The 17,956-nt window shown below is 25.5% G+C and carries 22 protein-coding genes; all 22 read left to right on the top strand.

Annotation, left to right across the window (positions count from 1 at the left end):
* The first annotated feature begins 158 nt into the window (after nt 1-158).
* Nucleotides 159-1,238 carry an ABC transporter permease gene (locus tag ACTCCZ_RS05470; protein WP_079578189.1) on the top strand — a complete coding sequence of 360 codons (1,080 nt, stop codon included), beginning with the start codon at nt 159-161 and terminating at the stop codon, nt 1,236-1,238.
* Nucleotides 1,235-1,855 carry an ABC transporter ATP-binding protein gene (locus ACTCCZ_RS05465; RefSeq protein WP_079578188.1) on the top strand — a complete coding sequence of 207 codons (621 nt, stop codon included), beginning with the start codon at nt 1,235-1,237 and terminating at the stop codon, nt 1,853-1,855. Before ACTCCZ_RS05470 ends, ACTCCZ_RS05465 begins: the two co-directional genes overlap by 4 nt.
* Nucleotides 1,842-3,404, top strand: coding sequence for a hypothetical protein (locus ACTCCZ_RS05460; RefSeq protein ID WP_079578187.1), 1,563 nt, complete (start codon nt 1,842-1,844; stop codon nt 3,402-3,404). Before ACTCCZ_RS05465 ends, ACTCCZ_RS05460 begins: the two co-directional genes overlap by 14 nt.
* On the top strand, nt 3,392-4,366 hold the full coding sequence (locus ACTCCZ_RS05455) for a hypothetical protein (protein ID WP_079578186.1): 975 nt from the start codon (nt 3,392-3,394) through the stop codon (nt 4,364-4,366). The genes ACTCCZ_RS05460 and ACTCCZ_RS05455 overlap by 13 nt, the downstream gene beginning before the upstream one ends.
* Nucleotides 4,354-4,887 carry a YceI family protein gene (locus tag ACTCCZ_RS05450; protein ID WP_079578185.1) on the top strand — a complete coding sequence of 178 codons (534 nt, stop codon included), beginning with the start codon at nt 4,354-4,356 and terminating at the stop codon, nt 4,885-4,887. Before ACTCCZ_RS05455 ends, ACTCCZ_RS05450 begins: the two co-directional genes overlap by 13 nt.
* Before the next feature lie 4 nt (nt 4,888-4,891).
* Nucleotides 4,892-5,341 carry a hypothetical protein gene (locus ACTCCZ_RS05445; RefSeq protein WP_079578184.1) on the top strand — a complete coding sequence of 150 codons (450 nt, stop codon included), beginning with the start codon at nt 4,892-4,894 and terminating at the stop codon, nt 5,339-5,341.
* Nucleotides 5,338-6,057: a metallophosphoesterase gene (locus ACTCCZ_RS05440; protein ID WP_079578183.1), complete on the top strand. Its 720-nt coding sequence runs from the start codon at nt 5,338-5,340 to the stop codon at nt 6,055-6,057. Before ACTCCZ_RS05445 ends, ACTCCZ_RS05440 begins: the two co-directional genes overlap by 4 nt.
* Nucleotides 6,058-6,097: 40 nt before the next feature.
* Nucleotides 6,098-6,766, top strand: coding sequence for a response regulator (locus ACTCCZ_RS05435; protein WP_079578182.1), 669 nt, complete (start codon nt 6,098-6,100; stop codon nt 6,764-6,766).
* On the top strand, nt 6,759-8,138 hold the full coding sequence (locus ACTCCZ_RS05430; RefSeq protein ID WP_079578181.1) for a sensor histidine kinase: 1,380 nt from the start codon (nt 6,759-6,761) through the stop codon (nt 8,136-8,138). Before ACTCCZ_RS05435 ends, ACTCCZ_RS05430 begins: the two co-directional genes overlap by 8 nt.
* 49 nt (nt 8,139-8,187) lie before the next feature.
* Entirely contained in the window at nt 8,188-9,708 is a 1,521-nt protein-coding gene (locus ACTCCZ_RS05425; RefSeq protein WP_228145315.1) for an HD-GYP domain-containing protein, read from the top strand.
* Nucleotides 9,709-9,806: 98 nt separating this feature from the next.
* Nucleotides 9,807-11,459: a phosphoethanolamine transferase gene (locus ACTCCZ_RS05420; RefSeq protein ID WP_463187176.1), complete on the top strand. Its 1,653-nt coding sequence runs from the start codon at nt 9,807-9,809 to the stop codon at nt 11,457-11,459.
* Nucleotides 11,460-11,819, top strand: a complete 360-nt coding sequence (locus ACTCCZ_RS05415) for a diacylglycerol kinase (RefSeq protein ID WP_079578179.1) — start codon at nt 11,460-11,462, stop codon at nt 11,817-11,819.
* 188 nt (nt 11,820-12,007) lie between these two features.
* Nucleotides 12,008-13,204 (top strand): selenium metabolism membrane protein YedE/FdhT, encoded by a 1,197-nt coding sequence (gene yedE / locus ACTCCZ_RS05410; protein WP_079578178.1) that lies wholly within the window; start codon nt 12,008-12,010, stop codon nt 13,202-13,204.
* Between the two features lie 13 nt (nt 13,205-13,217).
* Nucleotides 13,218-13,457 (top strand): sulfurtransferase-like selenium metabolism protein YedF, encoded by a 240-nt coding sequence (gene yedF, locus ACTCCZ_RS05405; RefSeq protein WP_079578177.1) that lies wholly within the window; start codon nt 13,218-13,220, stop codon nt 13,455-13,457.
* A gap of 35 nt (nt 13,458-13,492) precedes the next feature.
* Complete coding sequence (locus tag ACTCCZ_RS05400; RefSeq protein ID WP_079578176.1) at nt 13,493-14,413, top strand: glutaminase; 921 nt, start codon at nt 13,493-13,495, stop codon at nt 14,411-14,413.
* An 89-nt stretch (nt 14,414-14,502) separates the two neighbouring features.
* The gene (locus ACTCCZ_RS05395; protein ID WP_079578175.1) at nt 14,503-14,904 is read left to right on the top strand and encodes a DUF1924 domain-containing protein; all 402 of its coding nucleotides are present in this window, start codon (nt 14,503-14,505) and stop codon (nt 14,902-14,904) included.
* Between the two features lie 8 nt (nt 14,905-14,912).
* The gene (locus tag ACTCCZ_RS05390; RefSeq protein WP_079578174.1) at nt 14,913-15,416 is read left to right on the top strand and encodes a cytochrome C; all 504 of its coding nucleotides are present in this window, start codon (nt 14,913-14,915) and stop codon (nt 15,414-15,416) included.
* Nucleotide 15,417: 1 nt separating this feature from the next.
* Nucleotides 15,418-16,185, top strand: a complete 768-nt coding sequence (locus ACTCCZ_RS05385) for a cytochrome b/b6 domain-containing protein (RefSeq protein WP_079578173.1) — start codon at nt 15,418-15,420, stop codon at nt 16,183-16,185.
* Nucleotides 16,186-16,204: 19 nt separating this feature from the next.
* A complete protein-coding gene (locus ACTCCZ_RS05380) occupies nt 16,205-16,537 on the top strand; it encodes a cytochrome C (protein ID WP_265734238.1) in 333 nt (110 codons plus the stop codon).
* Nucleotides 16,494-16,874 carry a Spy/CpxP family protein refolding chaperone gene (locus tag ACTCCZ_RS05375; RefSeq protein WP_079578171.1) on the top strand — a complete coding sequence of 127 codons (381 nt, stop codon included), beginning with the start codon at nt 16,494-16,496 and terminating at the stop codon, nt 16,872-16,874. The genes ACTCCZ_RS05380 and ACTCCZ_RS05375 overlap by 44 nt, the downstream gene beginning before the upstream one ends.
* Nucleotides 16,867-17,529 carry a response regulator transcription factor gene (locus tag ACTCCZ_RS05370; RefSeq protein ID WP_079578170.1) on the top strand — a complete coding sequence of 221 codons (663 nt, stop codon included), beginning with the start codon at nt 16,867-16,869 and terminating at the stop codon, nt 17,527-17,529. The genes ACTCCZ_RS05375 and ACTCCZ_RS05370 overlap by 8 nt, the downstream gene beginning before the upstream one ends.
* Nucleotide 17,530: 1 nt before the next feature.
* Nucleotides 17,531-17,956, top strand: a 426-nt coding sequence (locus tag ACTCCZ_RS05365) for a hypothetical protein (RefSeq protein WP_463187174.1), incomplete at its 3' end; no start/stop codon positions are given.

Here is a 17,956-nt window from a genome sequence, read left to right as displayed (position 1 = left end):
TTCTCTTTAAAGTTAATTTTCCGCGATTATACTAAAAACCAACTTAAATTAAGCTCTTTTTCATAAATTACTTTTAGATGAATAAAAATTCATATTTAATTCATAAACTATTCATTAGTACTTGGTAAATTTTCATAAATAATAAAAAAAGGAAAAAAATGGCATACGCTTTTAAAGCAATAAAAGCAAATAGATTAAAAACATCACTTATAATCTTAAGTTTAGTTTTTTCTATTAGTTCAATTTTCTTAATCACTTCAATATCAAATGGGATAGTTTCTATGTACTCTTCAATGTTAAAAAGTGATGGGGATATCATAATTACTCAAAAAAATATTTCAGATACATTTTTTTCGAATGTTAATATAAATCTAATTAAGAGAATTAAGACATTAAATGAAGTTACAAAAACATCTGCAATTATTGTTGCAGCTTCGATAGTAGGAGACTTACCAATTGTTGCTGTTTATGGAGTTAGTAAAAATAGATTTGAAAACTACAAATTAATCAAAGGTTCATATCCAAAACAAAACGAAGTGCTTTTAGGAAAATCAATCTATGAAAATCTAAAAAACAAAAATGAAGTTTTAATTTCAAATAACAAATACAAAGTCTCTGGTGTATTTCAAAGTGATATAGGTTTTGAAAATGGTGGTGTTGTACTAAATATTAGTGATGCAAGTATCATTTTTAACAAAAGTGCTTCAATGATTATGGTAAATAGCAAAATAGACACAGACATAGAAAAGCTAGTATCCAAAATAAATCTTTTAGATAAAAATATTGAAGCAAAGTCTACAAATAGCTTTGTGGATAACTACAACCAATTTAAGATAATAAAAACCTCATCAAATGTGATTTCATTTATCTCTTTTTGTATGGGACTTTTAACTATTGCTTCAATTTTAAGTATCACTATAAACCAAAGAAAAAGTGAATTTGGAATTAAAAGAGCCCTTGGTATTTCTATGAATAAGATAGTTTTACAAATTATTAATGAATCTCTTATTTTAGGAGTTTTTAGCTTTATCATTGCCCTTGGTATCTCAAGTTTGGTTTTATATTTTATTAAAAATAGTTCTTTTTTACATGGTTATGTAAATGGTGAAATTAGTTTTGAAATAGCTATTTTTATTCTTTTTACAACTTTAGCTATCTCTATTTTAGGCTCAATTATTCCTGCACTAAATGCTTCAAAAACTGATCCAATGGTTTTAATACAAGGAGATAGAATATGATTACTTTAAAAAACATCTGCAAAAACTATGATAAAGAAGTAGTTTTAAAAAATATAAACCTAAATATAAAAAAAGGTTCTTTTACAGCACTTGTAGGAGAAAGTGGTAGTGGGAAAACAACTCTTCTGTCTATTTTATCCACTCTTCTAAAAGCAAATAGTGGCGAAATTATCTTTGAGAATCAAAACTACAATAGCATTAAAAATATAGATAAATTTAGGCAAAAAAATATTGGCTTTGTTTTTCAATTTCACTATTTAATAAACTATTTAAGTGTAAAAGAGAATATACTTCTTGCAAACGAAAAAGCAAGTCTTGAAGAGATAAATAACTTACTTTCACTTTTAGATATCTCAAAACTCACTAATTCTTACCCAAATGAAATATCAGGAGGCCAAAGACAAAGAGTTGCAATAGCAAGAGCTTTAATAAATAACCCTCGTGTTGTTTTTGCAGATGAACCAACAGGAAATTTAGACTCTAAAAACTCATTAAATGTATTTAATATATTTAAAAAACTATCAAAAGAAGGGGTAACTATTATAGTGGCTACTCATGATAAAAGCTTAGCAAAACTTGCTGATAATGTAGTGGAGGTAAAAGATGGACAACTTTAATATTTTTATTGAAAAACAGTTTAGAATATCTTTAGTTTTTTTCTTTTTAGGTCTATTTTTTGGTATTTTATACTCTGTAAATTTACTTGGTGTTTTTATTGATTCAGCAACATTAAACCCAGTAAATATAAGAAGCTTACATATTTCTCTTATGCTTTATGGTTTTATTCCACTTATGCTTTCATATTTGCCTTTTTTACTTATAAACAAAGAAGTGGGCTTTTGTAAAGATGGGCTTTTTTACTTAAATTTATATACTATCTTTTGGTATATCTTTTTAATATTTATGATTTCTTCACTACTTTTTGGGAATACAAGGGGTTTAGCTTTTTATGATTTTCCCTATGAGTTAAACTTTATTCTAAGTCTTGCTGGAGTTTTTTATATTGTTGCTCTGTACAAATTCATTAAGCAATATGATATTAAACCTTTATGGGTTAAAGTCTCTTTATATATTGTAGTTGCAGCTCCCCTTGCACTTTTAGTTCTTATGAATCCTACAATTGGGCAAGTAGAAAAAACTATTTCTGGACCTCATGGAGATAATACACTAGGGATGAGCTTTGCTCTAATTCCTATTTATTATTTAATCATCAAACTTCTAAGTCAAAATGAGTTTAAAGCTAGATGGAATATTTTTTGGATTACTCCTTTATTTTTTTATATTATCTCAGTTCTTTATAGAAGTTTTATAGGAGAGCTAACTTATAACCAAGAGTGGTTTTTCCAATATCTTACACTATTTTATATACCTTTATTATATAGATGGTATAAAGATGCAAAGATAGAGAAATTTGCAAAACTTGCACTTCTTATTTCTATCGCTTCATTTCTTTTTGTGGATATTGAAGGAAATATTTTGTTTATTCCCCAATTTAGATGGTTATTTCATAGAAATGATTTAATAGTAGCTCATGCTCATGTTGCTATGGGAATTTCTGTTTTTTTTATGGTTATCTCAATGTTTGTTTCGCATATAAAAGAGCTTCAAACACTGAAATTTTATAGCTTTTATCTTTTTGGTATTATAGGAATATTTACTGTTTTATCTCTTAGTGGATTTGTTCAAGCAGGAGTTTTAAAAGCATCTATTTATAACTTTTGGATTGCAAGAACCATCTTTGGTATTTTTGCTTTTTTTTCACTTCTTGCTTTTTTAAATATAAAATATCAATTTACAAACTTACAAAAGTATAACCTTTTTGGATTTTTAAGTGATGGTTTAGGAGGAGTGTTTTTAATTCTTCTTGCAAGTTTTATATATCCTAGTTTAAATTTTAATTTTGAAGGCAAATACGAATATATAGTTTTTGCTTTTGTAAGTACAACAGGACTTATTCATTTTTTAGCTTTAAAGTATAAAGAGTATGAATCAATACTTACAAAACTAACTGTTTTCATTAGAGTTTTTATTAGCTCATTATTTTTCTCACTTTATACAGCAGGAACTTTAGAAATTATTGCACTATTTATATCAGCTTTTGATATTTCAATGGTGCTTTTTTATCTACTTTATTTTTACAAAAAGGAGCAATTATGCAAAAACTAGCCCTAGTCTTTTTCATAGCTTTTGAGTTATGTTACTATTTACTTATCGCACAAACTGGTATTGTTGAACACTTTTCTTCAAATATATTTGTTATAGCTCCACTTCCTATTGGAGGTGTTATTGGTTCTGTTTTAGCTTATTATATTAAAATAACAAATCAAAATAAGATATTTTCATTTTTACTTATTCAATTAGCTGTTAGCTTTTTCTATCCAAATCTAAATGGCATACTTTTGTTTATACTTGGAGTTAGCGTAGGAGCTTTAGCACCATTACTTATAAATGAGCTAAAAAAAGCTTCAAGTTTACAATTAGGATTAGCCCTTGGTATCTCATATACTGTAGGAACATTTATGTTTACTTATGATGCTTCAAAAAGAGGTTCTATTGCAATTGTTTTTACAATAATTACTATTATAGCTTCACTATTTTTAAATCAAAAAGAGAATAAAGATTTAACAAGTAATAACTATTCATACTCACTATTTGTGATGGTTTTATGGATTTTCCTTGATTCAACTTTGTTTGAAACACTTTCTAGGGATTTAAGTACTTCTATTTGGAGAGATGGTTTTACCCTAGAGATAATTATTTTTCATCTAATTGGAGTAGTAAGTGCTTTTTATATAAAGATAGAGAAAACACAAAAAGAGCTTTTAATTTTAACTCTTTTTGCACTTTCATATCTATTTTATTTCTTACATGAAGCTTTTATTTTATCACTTGTTTATCCTTTTGTAATCTCTTTTTACAATGTAGTAATACTTCAAACTATCGTAAAAAAAGATTTAAAAATATTAGGTATTTATATGGTATTTATTGGATGGGCTGCATCAGGAGCTGGATTATTTGTAGCTTTAGAAAATTTAACATATTTTGTTCCAGTTATATTTTTAGTTTGCTTAATCAGAATTTTAATAACACAACAATCACAAAAAAAGGAGTTACCATGGCTAAATTAGTATTTACATTAATATTTGCAGCACTTTTAAGTTCTGCAAATGCTCAAAATCTACAATTTGTAGAGGGAGAGATAAAAGCACATACAGAGGTTTTTGGAGATAAAAACATCAATCCATCTACAAAAGATATTATTTCACATCTTACAATGAATAAAAAGTTAAGTTCATTAAAAGGAACTATCTCATTAACAATTTTTTCACTTCATAGTGACGATGAAAAAAGAGATTTAAATATGTATGAAACACTACATTCAGAAACTTTCCCTCAAATATCATTTAAACTTGATTCTATAGAAAAACTTGACAATAATTTTTTAATCAAAGGTTTTCTTACTTTAAATGGTATAGAAAAAGAAGTTAGCTCTCTTACACAAATAAAAGAGGAAAATAACCACTTAGTTTTAGATGGAAAATTTTCTATTAACTTAACATCATTTAATCTTGAGCCACCAACAATGCTTTTTCTAACAGTTAGAGATCAAATAGATATTTCATATCATTTAGATTATATAAAAGGATAAATTTATGAAAAAAATTATTCTACTTCTTTCTTTAGTACTTTATGCTTTTTCACAAGAATTACTTGTAAATGAAAAAATATCTAATTTCTCTTTGACTAATCAATTTGATGAGAAAAAGACAATTGATGAAAAGGTACAAATAATAATTGTCTCTTTTGAAAAAGGAACAGGAAAAGAGGTAAATGAGTTCTTAGAGGAAAAAAACCCTGACTTCCTTAAAAATCACAATGCTGTTTTTATAGCAAATATTTCAGGAATGCCTATGTTTATTACAAAGATGTTTGCCTTACCAAAAATGAAGAACTATAAACATGAAATTCTTCTAATCTATGATGAAAAAGATGATAGGTTTAAAGCAAAAGATGGAATGTCAACTTTATATAAACTTGAAGATGGCGTAATAAAAAGTATAAAGTTTATTTCAAAAGATGATTTAGAAAAAGTTTTCCTATGAGACTTCCCGAACTTGAAATAAAAAACCTTAGGGTTGAAAGTGAGAATTTGTATGGTTTGCAAATTCTTCACTTAAGTGATTTACATATAAATAAAAAAACAAAAGTAGAAGAAATTGAAAAGTTAGTAAACTTTTGCAATGACTTAGAATATGATTTCTTAGCTCTTACAGGAGATATTATTGATTGTAAGCCAAATAAAATAATACCTCAGCTTGAAGCTTTAAATCTTTTAAAAAAGGTATTTTATATAAGTGGTAACCATGATCTATTTTATGGAATAAAAAATCTAAATATACTTTTATCAAATTTTACTTTTTTAGATAATAAAACTGCTTTTATAAGATACCAAAATAAAGATATCGCCCTTGCTGGAATAAGTGATAGATTCTCAAAGTATTTTAAAATAAAAAGAGAAGAAAAAAAAGTCTTTGACTTTTTAAAAAACAATAAAGATTCAATCTTACTTGCACATCAACCAAAAGATTACTCTTTAGCAGTAAATTCAAATACCAAACTTTTTTTATGTGGACATACCCACGGTGGTCAGATTTTCCCTTTTCATTATTTTGTAAGGCTTTTCCAACCTTTTTTAGCAGGAGTTTTTTATAAAAAGAAAACTTGTATTTATGTAAATAAAGGATTAGGAACTTGGGGAATTGATTTTAGATATAAAGCAGACAGTGAAATAACTCTTTTAAAACTAATAAACAATTAGTATTCATATTATATTCATATTTTTTTACTATAATTTAATTATGAAAATTTTAATTATAGAAGATGATGAAAAAATCGTAAATTTTTTAAAAAAAGGACTTGAAGAAGAGTCTTATACTATTGATTTCTCATTAAATGGAGATGAGGGTATTTACTTAGCTAGTGTAAATAACTATGATTTAATACTACTTGATATAATGCTTCCTATTAAAAATGGTATCGAAGTATGTAAAATACTTAGAAATAATTCTATAAATACTCCAATTATAATGCTTACAGCAAAAGATTCAACTGAAGATAAAATAAAAGGCTTAGATATTGGAGCAAATGATTATTTAGCTAAGCCTTTTTCATTTAGTGAACTACTTGCAAGAATTCGAGTACAATTAAGAGCTAATAATCAAAATCAAACAATTTTAAAACTTGCTGACTTACAATTAGACCTTTTGACTAAAGTAGCTAAAAGAGCAGAAGATATTATAAACCTTACTGCTAAAGAGTTTGCACTTTTAGAGTTTTTAATAAAAAATCAAAACAAAGTTCTATCAGAAAGTGTAATTAGTTCATCTTTAAGTAATATGGATGATATAAATATGAGTAATGTTGTAAATGTATATATTTATAGACTAAGAAATAAAATTGATAAGCCATATGAAAAGAAACTTATCAAAACTATAAGAGGCTTAGGGTTTAAAATAAGCGATGATTAATCTATCTATTAAAAGAAAACTTCTTATTTATAATATCTTTATTCAAGTATTAATCTTAATGCTTTTCTCTTTTTCTATTTATAAAACATTAGAGATTTCATCAAAGGATAAGTTAGAAGCTACTTTAAAAGTAATTTTACTTGATATTGTTGATGACATTATTGAGCATAAAAAAGAGCTAATTTCAAGAGAGTTTGATGAAGAAAAAGAGTATAAATTTGAACCTTTATATATAAGACTTTTAAAAGAAGAGAATAAATACAAAGAGATAAAAAATACAAACTTTCCAAGTGATATAAAAATACAAAACAAATACCTAAAAGCTCTTACTTTAAACTATATAGACTTTGAATATAAAGAACAATATATAATTAGTAGATTAAAAATACAAATGGATAAAAACTATTATGTTTTAGAAGTTGCTACGAACTTCTCAACTATAAACTCTACTTTAGAAAATCTAATTTATATTCTACTTTTTATAGTCCCTATTATTTTAGTTTTATCTATTATTGGTGGATATTTCTTAATTTATAAATCTTTTTTACCTATTGAAAAACTACTTCAAAATTTAAAAAGTATAAATGCAAGTGATTTATCAAAAAGATTAGAATCAAAAAATAAAAACGATGAGATAGATTTACTCTCACAAGAGATAAATAATCTTTTACAAAGACTTGAAATATCTTTTAATCAAATTTCTCAGTTTAGCTCGGATGCATCACATGAATTAAAAACTCCACTTACAATAATAAGAGGAGAAATTGAAATAGCTCTTAGAAAAGATAGAAGTTTAAATGAATATAAAAATACTTTATCAAACTGCTTAGATGAAATTCTTACTATCCAGCAAACAATTAATGACTTATTATTTTTAGCTAAAAATGAACATGAAGTATTAGAGAGAAAAGAAGAAGATATATATTTAGATGAGGTATCACTTGAAGCTTATAAAGAGATGCAATCCTTTGCAAAACTAAAAAATATTAATCTTTTATGTCAAATAAAAGAGCCTATACAAATAAAAGGTCATCATAAGCTTTTAAAAATAGCTATAAAAAATATTTTAAAAAATGCAATCACTTTTAGTTATGAAAATACCGCAGTTACTATTTCTAATTATAAAGATAGAAATAACAATATCATTTGTATAGAAGATAAAGGAATTGGTATTTCAAAGCAAGATCAAGAAAAAATCTTTGATAAATTTTATAGGACAGATAAAAGTAGGAATAAAGAATCAGGTGGTACTGGACTTGGAATGTCAATTGTAGAAAAGATTGTTAAAATTCACAAAGGAGAAATAAAACTTCAAAGTGAAGAAAATATTGGTACAAAAGTATATTTTATATTTAAAGGAACTAAATTATGAATATTAAAAAAATAGTAAAAATTAGTTTTATAATGATAGTTTTTTAGTTTTGTCAATTTTTTTGGTAAATAGCATAGTTCTTAAAAAATTAAAAGAAAATGAAGTCTCAAGAAAAAATATTTCTAAACTTGTATTAATGCAAGAGAATATGAATCTATTAGTAAAAGATATCATTACATCTCAAAACTTAAAAGAATTAGAAATAATAAAAAAAGAGTTTACTATAAATGAAAAAAAGTTTGAAAAAATTAAGAAAAAACTTTTAATAGATGATAAAGACGATACTTTAGATTATTTAATTCAAGATATTCATAAACATCCAAATATACTTAAACACTTATTATTGCTTTCAAAATCTGAAAAAAAAATTGAAGAGAAGTTTGATACAATTTTTAACTTACAAAAAAGAAAAATTGAACTTAAAAATTTATTTAAAAAAGAGTATCCAAAAGAGAGTAAAATTAGAAAAAATATTGAAATAGATATTTTAAGAACAAAAAATTTAAAACTAATCACAAAGTTTTCTGACATAAAATATTATAGTAAAGAATTGCTTTTTCAACACAAAAATGAAAAATATTTAAAAATTTTAATTGAAAGATTAAACTCTTTAAAAAATGAATACAATAATCCAAAACTTTTTAATTATATAAAAATTGTTAATAATGTTGCAAATTATATTTTAGAATTAGAAAAGATAAAAGAAAAAGAGAAATTATTACATTCAAAAATTGAAAAAATTGTTAATAAAAATAAACTATTAAATTCAAAAATTGAAGATGAAATTGAAATTTTATCTTCTGATTTCATTCAAACTACATATACATTTGTTATTGTATTATTAATATTAACTATTATTTTTATAATTTTTTTAGCATACAAAGTTAATAAAAATGTTGCACTTAGTTTTGATGAAATAAAATTAAAAGTACAAGAAGGATTAAAAACCATAAAACACTTAAATAAAGAGATAGAAGATACTCAAAAAGAAGTTGTTTTTACTATGGGTGCTATTGGAGAAAGTAGAAGTAAAGAAACAGGCAATCATGTAAAAAGAGTTGCTGAGTATTCAAAAATATTAGCACTTCATTATGGTCTTTCTTCTAAAGAAGCAGAACTTTTAAAACAAGCAAGCCCAATGCATGATATAGGAAAAGTTGCCATTGCAGACTCAATACTTAACAAACCTGGAAGATTTGATGAGAAAGAAAGAGAAATTATGAATACCCATGCAAAACTAGGCTATGAGATGCTTAAACATTCAGATAGACCTTTATTAAAAACTGCTGCTATTGTATCTTTTCAACATCATGAAAAATGGGATGGAAGTGGTTACCCTAATGGTCTAAAAGAAGAAGAGATTCATATTTTTGGAAGAATTACAGCTTTAGCTGATGTATTTGATGCTTTAGGAAGTGACAGATGCTATAAAAAAGCTTGGGAAGATGATAGGATTTTTAAACTCTTTAAAGAAGAGAGAGCAAAACATTTTGATCCTAAGTTAGTTGATATCTTTTTTGAACATTTAGAGGAGTTTCTTAAAATTAGAGACACCTTTAAAGACAAGTAGTAGACTATTGAAATAGTTTATTACTTTTTGTTAACAATTTGTTCACACAATATTAATGCACAGAGCCTATAATTCTTTATAATATTTAAAGGAAACAAATGGGTTCATTCTCACAATACAAACTAATAATAAGGAAACAAATGGGTTCATTCTCACAATACAAACTAATAATATGGCTATCTATACTTTTAACTACTTTTTATAACTTTTCATTTTATAAAAATTTTTTTCTAACTTATAGTTTTACAGGAATAAACATACTCTATGCAATTAGCATAACTATCGCTTTATTTGCTTTTATATCTTTTGTTTTAAGTCTGCTAAGTTCAAAATATATCTTTAAACCTTTTACTATTTTGGTTCTTATAATCTCTTCTTTTGCAGCTTACTTTATGGATACTTATAATGTTGTAATTGACCATAGTATGATTAGAAACTCTTTACAAACAAATATTGAGGAGTCTTTTGATTTATTTAGTTTTCAACTAATTTTATATGTAGTACTTTTAGGTATTATTCCCAGTATTTTTATCTATAAAGTAAAAATTTCTTATGGCAATTTTAAACAAGAATCTATAAAAAAAATAAAAATCCTCTCTTTACTTTTTATTATTATTTTAGTAAATGTACTTAGTTTTAGTAAATTTTATACTTCATTTTTTAGAGAACATAAAACATTAAGATACTATGCAAATCCTACTTTTTGGATGTATAGTGTTATGAGATATACAAAAAAAACCATTTATACTGGAAAAATCATAGTTAAAGAAGTAGGTAATGATGCAAAAATTAATGAAGAAGTAGAAGATAAAAAAGAACTAATCATTATGGTTGTAGGTGAAGCTACAAGAGCTGATAGATTCTCACTAAATGGTTATAAAAGAGAAACTAATCCTTTATTAAACCAAGAAGAAGTTTATAACTTCTCTAAAATGGCTTCATGTGGAACTTCAACAGCACACTCTGTACCTTGTATGTTCTCTAAATTTGACAGAGATGATTATAGTTATAAAAAAGGAATTACAAATGAAAATGTTTTAGATGTATTAACTCATACAAAACAAGTAAATGTTTTATGGAGAGATAATAACTCTGATTCAAAAGGTGTAGCTTTAAGAGTTAAATATGAAGATTTTAGAAGCTCAAAAACTAATACTATTTGTGAAAAAGATGGAGAGTGCAGAGATGAAGGTATGCTTATAGGTCTTGATAACTATATTGAAGAGAATAAAAATGGTGATATTTTAATTGTTCTTCATCAAATGGGTAATCATGGGCCTGCATACTATAAAAGATACCCTAAAGAGTATGAAAAGTTCACTCCTGTTTGCAAAACAAATCAATTAGAAAAGTGTACAGTAGAAGAGATAAACAATGCATACGACAATGCCATATTACATACTGATGCATTCTTATCTAAAGTAATTAACTTTTTAAAACCTTACTCTAAAAATTATGAAACAGCTATGGTTTACATGAGTGACCATGGAGAAAGTTTAGGAGAGAATGGACTTTATTTACATGGTTTACCCTATTTTATGGCCCCTGATACTCAAACACATGTTGCTTCTTTAATGTGGTTTGGAGAAAGTATGAAAGAAGATTTAGATGTTAAAAAATTAAATGAAATAAAAGATAAACCTTTTTCACAAGATAATCTATTTCATACAATGCTTGGAATGTTTGAAGTGGATACAAACATCTACAAAAAAGATTTAGATATTTTATCAACTATTAGAAATGAGGAATAGATGAGAAATCAACCAAAATATAACTTATTTAAAAATACTAGTTATGCTATTGATGGACTAAAAGATATTTTAAAGAATGAAACCTCTTTTAAAATTGAGTTACTTTGTGCTTTTATTTTTATTCCTATAATTTTCTATATTGACACTTCATTAACAAATAAACTACTTATGTTTATCACTTTTAGTGGTGTACTTTTATCAGAAGTAATTAATAGTGCTATAGAAAGAACTGTTGACCTTGTTACCTTAGATTTTAACCCTATGGCAAAAAAAGCTAAAGATGTTGGAAGCTTAATTGTATTTTCAAGTATATCTATCTGCACAATAACTTGGAGTGTAATTCTATATAAGCAATTTTAAAATGGTAAATTTTCTTTACCTTTTTAATTTATATTAAAGTTATTTTAGTTAATATTCATTTTTAGGTTTGTGGTACAAACTGACATCTTGACCTTATTCTTTCAAGTTCTGTCTTATATTTTTATGGTTATAACTTATTTACTTTTAACCATACTTTCAAAATTATTTTATCATTGTTAGGAGAATGCATGAACTTTTGGCAAAATTTCAAAAGAGATTTTTTAGTTAAGTTTTGGGCACCTATTCCTGCTGTTATTGCACTTGGAATTTTATCGGCTTATTACTTTGGTATTACTGGAACTTATTGGGCTGTAACTGGTGAATTTACTAGATGGGGTGGACATATTCTTGAAGCCTTTGGTGTGGATTTATCTACTTGGGGATATTACAAAATCATGAATATGGATGGTAATATTTTTACAAGAATTGATGGTGTTATGATTATTGGTATGTTTGCAGGTTGTATTGCTGCTGCATTTTGGGGAAATAATGTAAAACTTAGAATGCCTGTAAGTAGTACTAGAGTTTATCAAGCTTTAATAGGTGGTATTATTGCAGGTTTTGGAGCAAGACTTGGTATGGGTTGTAACCTTGCAAGTTTCTTTACTGGTATTCCACAATTTTCATTTCATGCTTGGATGTTTACTCTTGCTATGATTTTAGGGGTATATTTAGGTGCTAAATTTTCACTACTTCCATTTTTCCAATCAAAAATTAAACTAAAAAAAGTATCGTGCTCAAAAGAGTTACATACTGATAAAAAAAGAGTAAATAATCTTTTTAAATTAGGAAGCATAGTATTTATTGCAGTTCTTTTATGGGCAGTTTATCTAATTTTTGTTCAAGGTAGTACAAAACTTGGAATGGCAATGTTATTTGGTAGTGCTTTTGGTTTAGCAATTGCAAAAGCTCAAATATGTTTTACATCTGCATTTAGAGATATTTTTACAACAGGTAGAAGCCAAATGGCAAAAGCAATTGTTATTGGTATGGTAGTTGCAACAATTGGTGTATTTTCATATATTACAATGGGACAACCTGCAAAAATCATGTGGGCAGGACCAAATGCAATTATTGGCGGTGTTTTATTTGGATTTGGTATTGTTTTAGCTGGTGGTTGCGAATGTGGTTGGATGTATAGAGCTGTTGAAGGACAAGTTCATTTTTGGGTAGTTGGAATTGGAAATGTTATAGGTTCAACACTACTAGCTTTTGTTTGGGATGATTTATCACTACAATTAGCTACAAGCTGGCCAAAAATTAATTTACTTGAATCATTTGGTAATTATGGTGGATTATTCTTAAATTATGGCCTATTAGTTCTTCTTTTTATACTTATTTTAGTATTAGAAAAAAGATATTTAAAGAAATCAATAAATAGATAAATAAGGAATTAAAATGAAAAAAGATGAAATTGTTCCAGATTATAGACTTGATATGCAAGGGGAACCTTGCCCATATCCAGCAGTAAATGCACTTGAAACAATGAAAGATTTAAAAAAAGGTGAAATATTAGAGGTAATTAGTGATTGTCCACAAAGTATCAATAATATTCCAGCAGATGCAAAAAATCATGGATATGAAGTTTTAGAAGTAGATAGTAGTGGTCCAACTATTAAATACGTAATTAGAAAATAGTCTTTTTAGAGGTATAATACCTCTAAAGGATTAAAATGAACTATCAAACTATTCTTGAAGAAATTTATGAACAAATCCAACCTGAACTTACAAAAGGAAAAGTTGCTAGTTATATTCCAGCACTTAAACAAGTAGATGCAGATGATTTTGCCATGAGTATTCATTTACTAGATGGAACTTCTTATAATATTGGCTCATATAATAAAAAATTTTCTATTCAAAGTATTTCAAAAGTTTTTACTTTTAGTATGGCTTTAGAACTTTATTCAACTAAACTTTATAAAAGAGTATGGCATGAACCATCAGGTAATCCTTTTAACTCACTTATTCAACTAGAATATGAAAAAGGTATTCCAAGAAACCCATTTATTAATGCAGGTGCAATAGTTACAACAGACACTTTACTTTCATACTATAAAACAAAAGAAAAAGCCTTTGAAGCAATTAATAACTTTATTAATAAACTTTGTAAAGAAGATATAACTTATAATAAAGAGATATTTGATTCTGAATTAAAACATGGTTTTAGAAATCAAGCTTTAGCAAGTTTAATGAAAAGTTTTAACAATATAAAAAATCCAATAGAAAATACTTTAGATACTTATTTTAAACAGTGTTCTTTGATGATGAATTGTGAGCAATTGGCAAAATCAATGCTATATTTAGCAAATCATGGAAAAGATCCTGATACAAAAGAGATTTATATAAACTCTTCAAGAGCAAAAAGAGTTAACTCTTTAATGTTAACTTGTGGTCACTATGATGCATCAGGAGATTTTGCTTTTCATGTGGGACTTCCTGGTAAAAGTGGTGTTGGAGGTGGAATAGTAGCCGTAGTTCCTAAAAAAATGTCAATTTGTGTTTACTCACCAAGATTAAATGCAAAAGGAAATTCACACGCTGGAACAAAAGCCTTAGAACTATTTACATCAAAAACTAAATTATCAATCTTTTAAATGTAAAGAAACTGTCAAGAAACTCTACATAAAAAATTTAAACTATTCCTTTATACTTTCAAAATAATACGAAATACAAAGGAATCAAGATGAAAAATTTACTTCTAATATTTATCTTTGCTACTTTCTCTTTTAGTAGTGAACTAAATACTTATTTAAGCAATTTAAAAAAAGAAGCAACAAAAGAAAATCCAAACTTTAAAGAGTTTAATATTAAAAGAGGTGAAGGAATCTTTACTTCTAAACATATTGGGAAAAAAGGGAAAAAGATTGCATGTACTTCATGCCATGGTATAGATTTAACAAAAAAAAGTGAAAACTATTTTACAGCAAAAGAGATAGAACCTTTATCAAAAAAAGTAAACCCTACAAGATTAACTGATGTAAAAAAAGTGAAAAAATGGCTAAGAAGAAATTTCAAAGATGTATATAATAGAGTTGGTACAGCACAAGAAAAAGGTGATGTACTAGTTTATATTTTAAATAAGTAAGGATAAAAATGAAAACTTTAATTTTATTAATTTTTATAAACTTATCTTTATTTAGTAATAATATAAAAAAAGATGTTCCACTAGTATCAAATGACTTATATATAAATGAGTGTGGAGCTTGTCATTTTGCATATTTTCCTGGACTTTTACCTCAAAATTCTTGGGAAAAATTAATGTCTGATTTAGAAAATCATTTTGGAGATGATGCAACAATTGATAAAAAAACATTTCAAACTCTATCAAAGTTTTTAAAGGAAAATAGTGCTGAAAAAAATATGAATTATAAAAGAAGTAGAAAGATAGTACAAAGTATTCCAAAAAATAAAATTTATATTGCTATTTCAAAAACACCATATATTCATAAAAAACATAAAGAAATTAAAAAACATCTAATTACTCAAAAAGAAGTAAAAGGTTTATTTAATTGTACTGCTTGTCATCAAGGTGCAAAAAAAGCTATTTTTAATGATGATGACGTAGATATTCCAAACTATGGAAAATGGGAGGATTAAAATGAATAAATCATATATTTGGTCACTTCCTACAAGAGCCTTTCACTGGCTTTTTGTAGTAGGAATTTTAATAGCTTTTTTAACAGATGATGACCATTTGTTAAACTATCATGCAATAGTTGGTTATGCTGTATTAATTCTTTTAGTTTTTAGAATTTTATGGGGATTTTTTGGACCTAAATATTCAAAATTTAAAGACTTTCCAACAAAAAAGATAAAAGAATACTCTTCAAATATCTTAAAAAAAGAGTCAAAATATATAGGTCATAATCCAGCAGCCTCATATGTAATGATTACTATGCTAGTTTGTACTTTACTTATCATTTTAACAGGAGTATTAACATATGGGATACAAGAAGGAAAAGGTATCTTAAGTTTTTTAAATGAGACTTTTTTTAAAAATATGAAAAGTATGGATGACTTACATGAGTTTTTTGCAAACTTCTTTATATTTTTAATTGTTCTACATCTAGTTGGTATTATACTTGATAAATTTTTACATAAAGAAGTAGAAACTTTAAAATCAATTTTTACTGGCTATAAAAATAGTAAAGAAAATAAAAGTATAAAACTAAATATTTTTCAAAAACTTTTTGCAGCTCTTATGTTTATATTATTAATTTCATTTTTAATATTTAATCTAATAAATCCAAAAAATATTTTAGTAGCTTCAATTAACAAGCCAATTAATTATAAAGTACAAAATGAGCTTTTTGTCGAAGAGTGTGCTTCATGTCATACTCTTTATCCCTCCCTTTCTTTTACCTAAAGACTCATGGAATAATTTAATGAATAATTTAGAAAATCATTTTGGAGATGATGCAACTGTTGATAAAAAAACGCATAATATAATTTTAAAGTTTTTAGAACAAAATAGTGCTGAAACTTCTACAAAAGAAGCTAGTGTAATGATTTTGGATTCTTTAAAAAATAAAGATATAATAGCTATTACAGATACTATTTATTGGAAAGAAAAACATAAAAATATAGGAAAAGAAATTTTTTTAAATAGTTTAGTTAAATCCAAAGCAAATTGTAATGCTTGTCATAAAAATATAGAAAAAGGACTAATTGAAGATGAAGATATTAAGAGTATTCATAATTTTAGTAATATTAAATAGTCTTACTTTATTTGCAAAAGATAGTAACCACATTTATAAAAATCTTGATTTTTTAAATCTTAATAAGTCACAACAACATAAATTAAAAAAAATTTTAATTTCTCATAAAAAAAGGTATGAAAAGTTTTATTATTATAAACAACATGAAGAAAAAAAGCTTCAAGAGTTAATAAAAAAAGATTATTTTGATGAAGATAAATATGAAGATATTGCAGAAGAGATAGAAGAAGAAGCAGTAGAGCTTGAAGTTAAAACATTAAAAAAAATACATAAAATATTGACAAAAGAACAAAGAAAAAAATTTTCTCATTATCTACAGGAGTGGAAAGTTGAATAAAAAAATTTTATTAATTGAAGATGATATTCAAATGCAGAGTTTAATAGTAGAATACTTAAAAGATTATAATTTTGATTGTACTGCTATTTCTCATCCTAAAAAAGCTTTAAAATTATTAGAATCTAAAAAATTCAATCTAATCATACTAGATTTAATGTTGCCCGAGATGGATGGGTTTGACTTATTTAAACAAATCCAAAAAATTTCTAATATTCCTATAATTATCTCTTCTGCAAGAGCAGATATAGGAAATAAAATACATGGTTTTGAGCTTGGTGCTAATGACTATTTAGCAAAGCCTTATGAACCAAGAGAGCTTGTTTTAAGAATTGAAAATATTTTAAAAAAAAGTTTAAATGAAAAACATTTCATTTCTGATTTTATTATTGATAAAATCAATAAAGAGGTTTTCTTAGAAGAGTATCCTATTGATTTAACAAAAATAGAGTATGAAATATTTCTTTTTTTATGTGAGAATATAAATAAAGTTTCTTCAAGAGAACAAATAGTTAATGCAACTTCTTTAAATATTAATACTAAAAATAGAACTATTGATATGCATATTTCAAATATTAGACAAAAAATTGGTGATGATTCAAAATTCCCTATATATATAAAATCTATATGGGGTATTGGATATAAGTTTGTAGGTTAATATGTCTATTTTTAAAAAAATCTCTATATTATTTTTTACAAGTTTAACACTTATGATAATTATTGGTATTTGGACTGATAATATAAACTCAAAAAGAATAGATAAATTAATAAAAGAAAAATATGTAAAAGTTGCAAATAATATATTAGAAAATTATGATAACAAAGCAAAAATTGATAAAATTTTAAAAAATCATAATCTTAAAAAAATAAAAGAAAAACCCAAAAACAGTCAAACTCTTTTTTTCAAAGAGTTTACTTTTGGTCATATTTTAATTGCAAAAAAAAGTTTTGAAGATGAATTTATAGTAGAAATAAACTATTTAGATGAAAAATATTTATTAAAGACTCAAGATGAAGATAATTTAAAAGATAAAATGATTTTAAATGGATTGGTTTTTTTAGATATTTTTGTATTAGTATTAATT

Source organism: Malaciobacter sp. (assembly GCF_055140965.1).
This window is presented reverse-complemented; position numbering and strand designations above follow the sequence as displayed.

Excerpts from the sequence above, each read along its gene's own strand:
- ACTCCZ_RS05470 (WP_079578189.1), top strand. The coding sequence starts at position 159 with ATGGCATACGCTTTTAAAGCAATAAAAGCAAATAGATTAAAAACATCA.
- ACTCCZ_RS05465 (WP_079578188.1), top strand. The coding sequence starts at position 1,235 with ATGATTACTTTAAAAAACATCTGCAAAAACTATGATAAAGAAGTAGTT.
- ACTCCZ_RS05460 (WP_079578187.1), top strand. The coding sequence starts at position 1,842 with ATGGACAACTTTAATATTTTTATTGAAAAACAGTTTAGAATATCTTTA.
- ACTCCZ_RS05455 (WP_079578186.1), top strand. The coding sequence starts at position 3,392 with ATGCAAAAACTAGCCCTAGTCTTTTTCATAGCTTTTGAGTTATGTTAC.
- ACTCCZ_RS05450 (WP_079578185.1), top strand. The coding sequence starts at position 4,354 with ATGGCTAAATTAGTATTTACATTAATATTTGCAGCACTTTTAAGTTCT.
- ACTCCZ_RS05445 (WP_079578184.1), top strand. The coding sequence starts at position 4,892 with ATGAAAAAAATTATTCTACTTCTTTCTTTAGTACTTTATGCTTTTTCA.
- ACTCCZ_RS05440 (WP_079578183.1), top strand. The coding sequence starts at position 5,338 with ATGAGACTTCCCGAACTTGAAATAAAAAACCTTAGGGTTGAAAGTGAG.
- ACTCCZ_RS05435 (WP_079578182.1), top strand. The coding sequence starts at position 6,098 with ATGAAAATTTTAATTATAGAAGATGATGAAAAAATCGTAAATTTTTTA.
- ACTCCZ_RS05430 (WP_079578181.1), top strand. The coding sequence starts at position 6,759 with ATGATTAATCTATCTATTAAAAGAAAACTTCTTATTTATAATATCTTT.
- ACTCCZ_RS05420 (WP_463187176.1), top strand. The coding sequence starts at position 9,807 with ATGGGTTCATTCTCACAATACAAACTAATAATAAGGAAACAAATGGGT.
- ACTCCZ_RS05415 (WP_079578179.1), top strand. The coding sequence starts at position 11,460 with ATGAGAAATCAACCAAAATATAACTTATTTAAAAATACTAGTTATGCT.
- yedE (WP_079578178.1), top strand. The coding sequence starts at position 12,008 with ATGAACTTTTGGCAAAATTTCAAAAGAGATTTTTTAGTTAAGTTTTGG.
- yedF (WP_079578177.1), top strand. The coding sequence starts at position 13,218 with ATGAAAAAAGATGAAATTGTTCCAGATTATAGACTTGATATGCAAGGG.
- ACTCCZ_RS05400 (WP_079578176.1), top strand. The coding sequence starts at position 13,493 with ATGAACTATCAAACTATTCTTGAAGAAATTTATGAACAAATCCAACCT.
- ACTCCZ_RS05395 (WP_079578175.1), top strand. The coding sequence starts at position 14,503 with ATGAAAAATTTACTTCTAATATTTATCTTTGCTACTTTCTCTTTTAGT.
- ACTCCZ_RS05390 (WP_079578174.1), top strand. The coding sequence starts at position 14,913 with ATGAAAACTTTAATTTTATTAATTTTTATAAACTTATCTTTATTTAGT.
- ACTCCZ_RS05385 (WP_079578173.1), top strand. The coding sequence starts at position 15,418 with ATGAATAAATCATATATTTGGTCACTTCCTACAAGAGCCTTTCACTGG.
- ACTCCZ_RS05380 (WP_265734238.1), top strand. The coding sequence starts at position 16,205 with ATGAATAATTTAGAAAATCATTTTGGAGATGATGCAACTGTTGATAAA.
- ACTCCZ_RS05375 (WP_079578171.1), top strand. The coding sequence starts at position 16,494 with ATGAAGATATTAAGAGTATTCATAATTTTAGTAATATTAAATAGTCTT.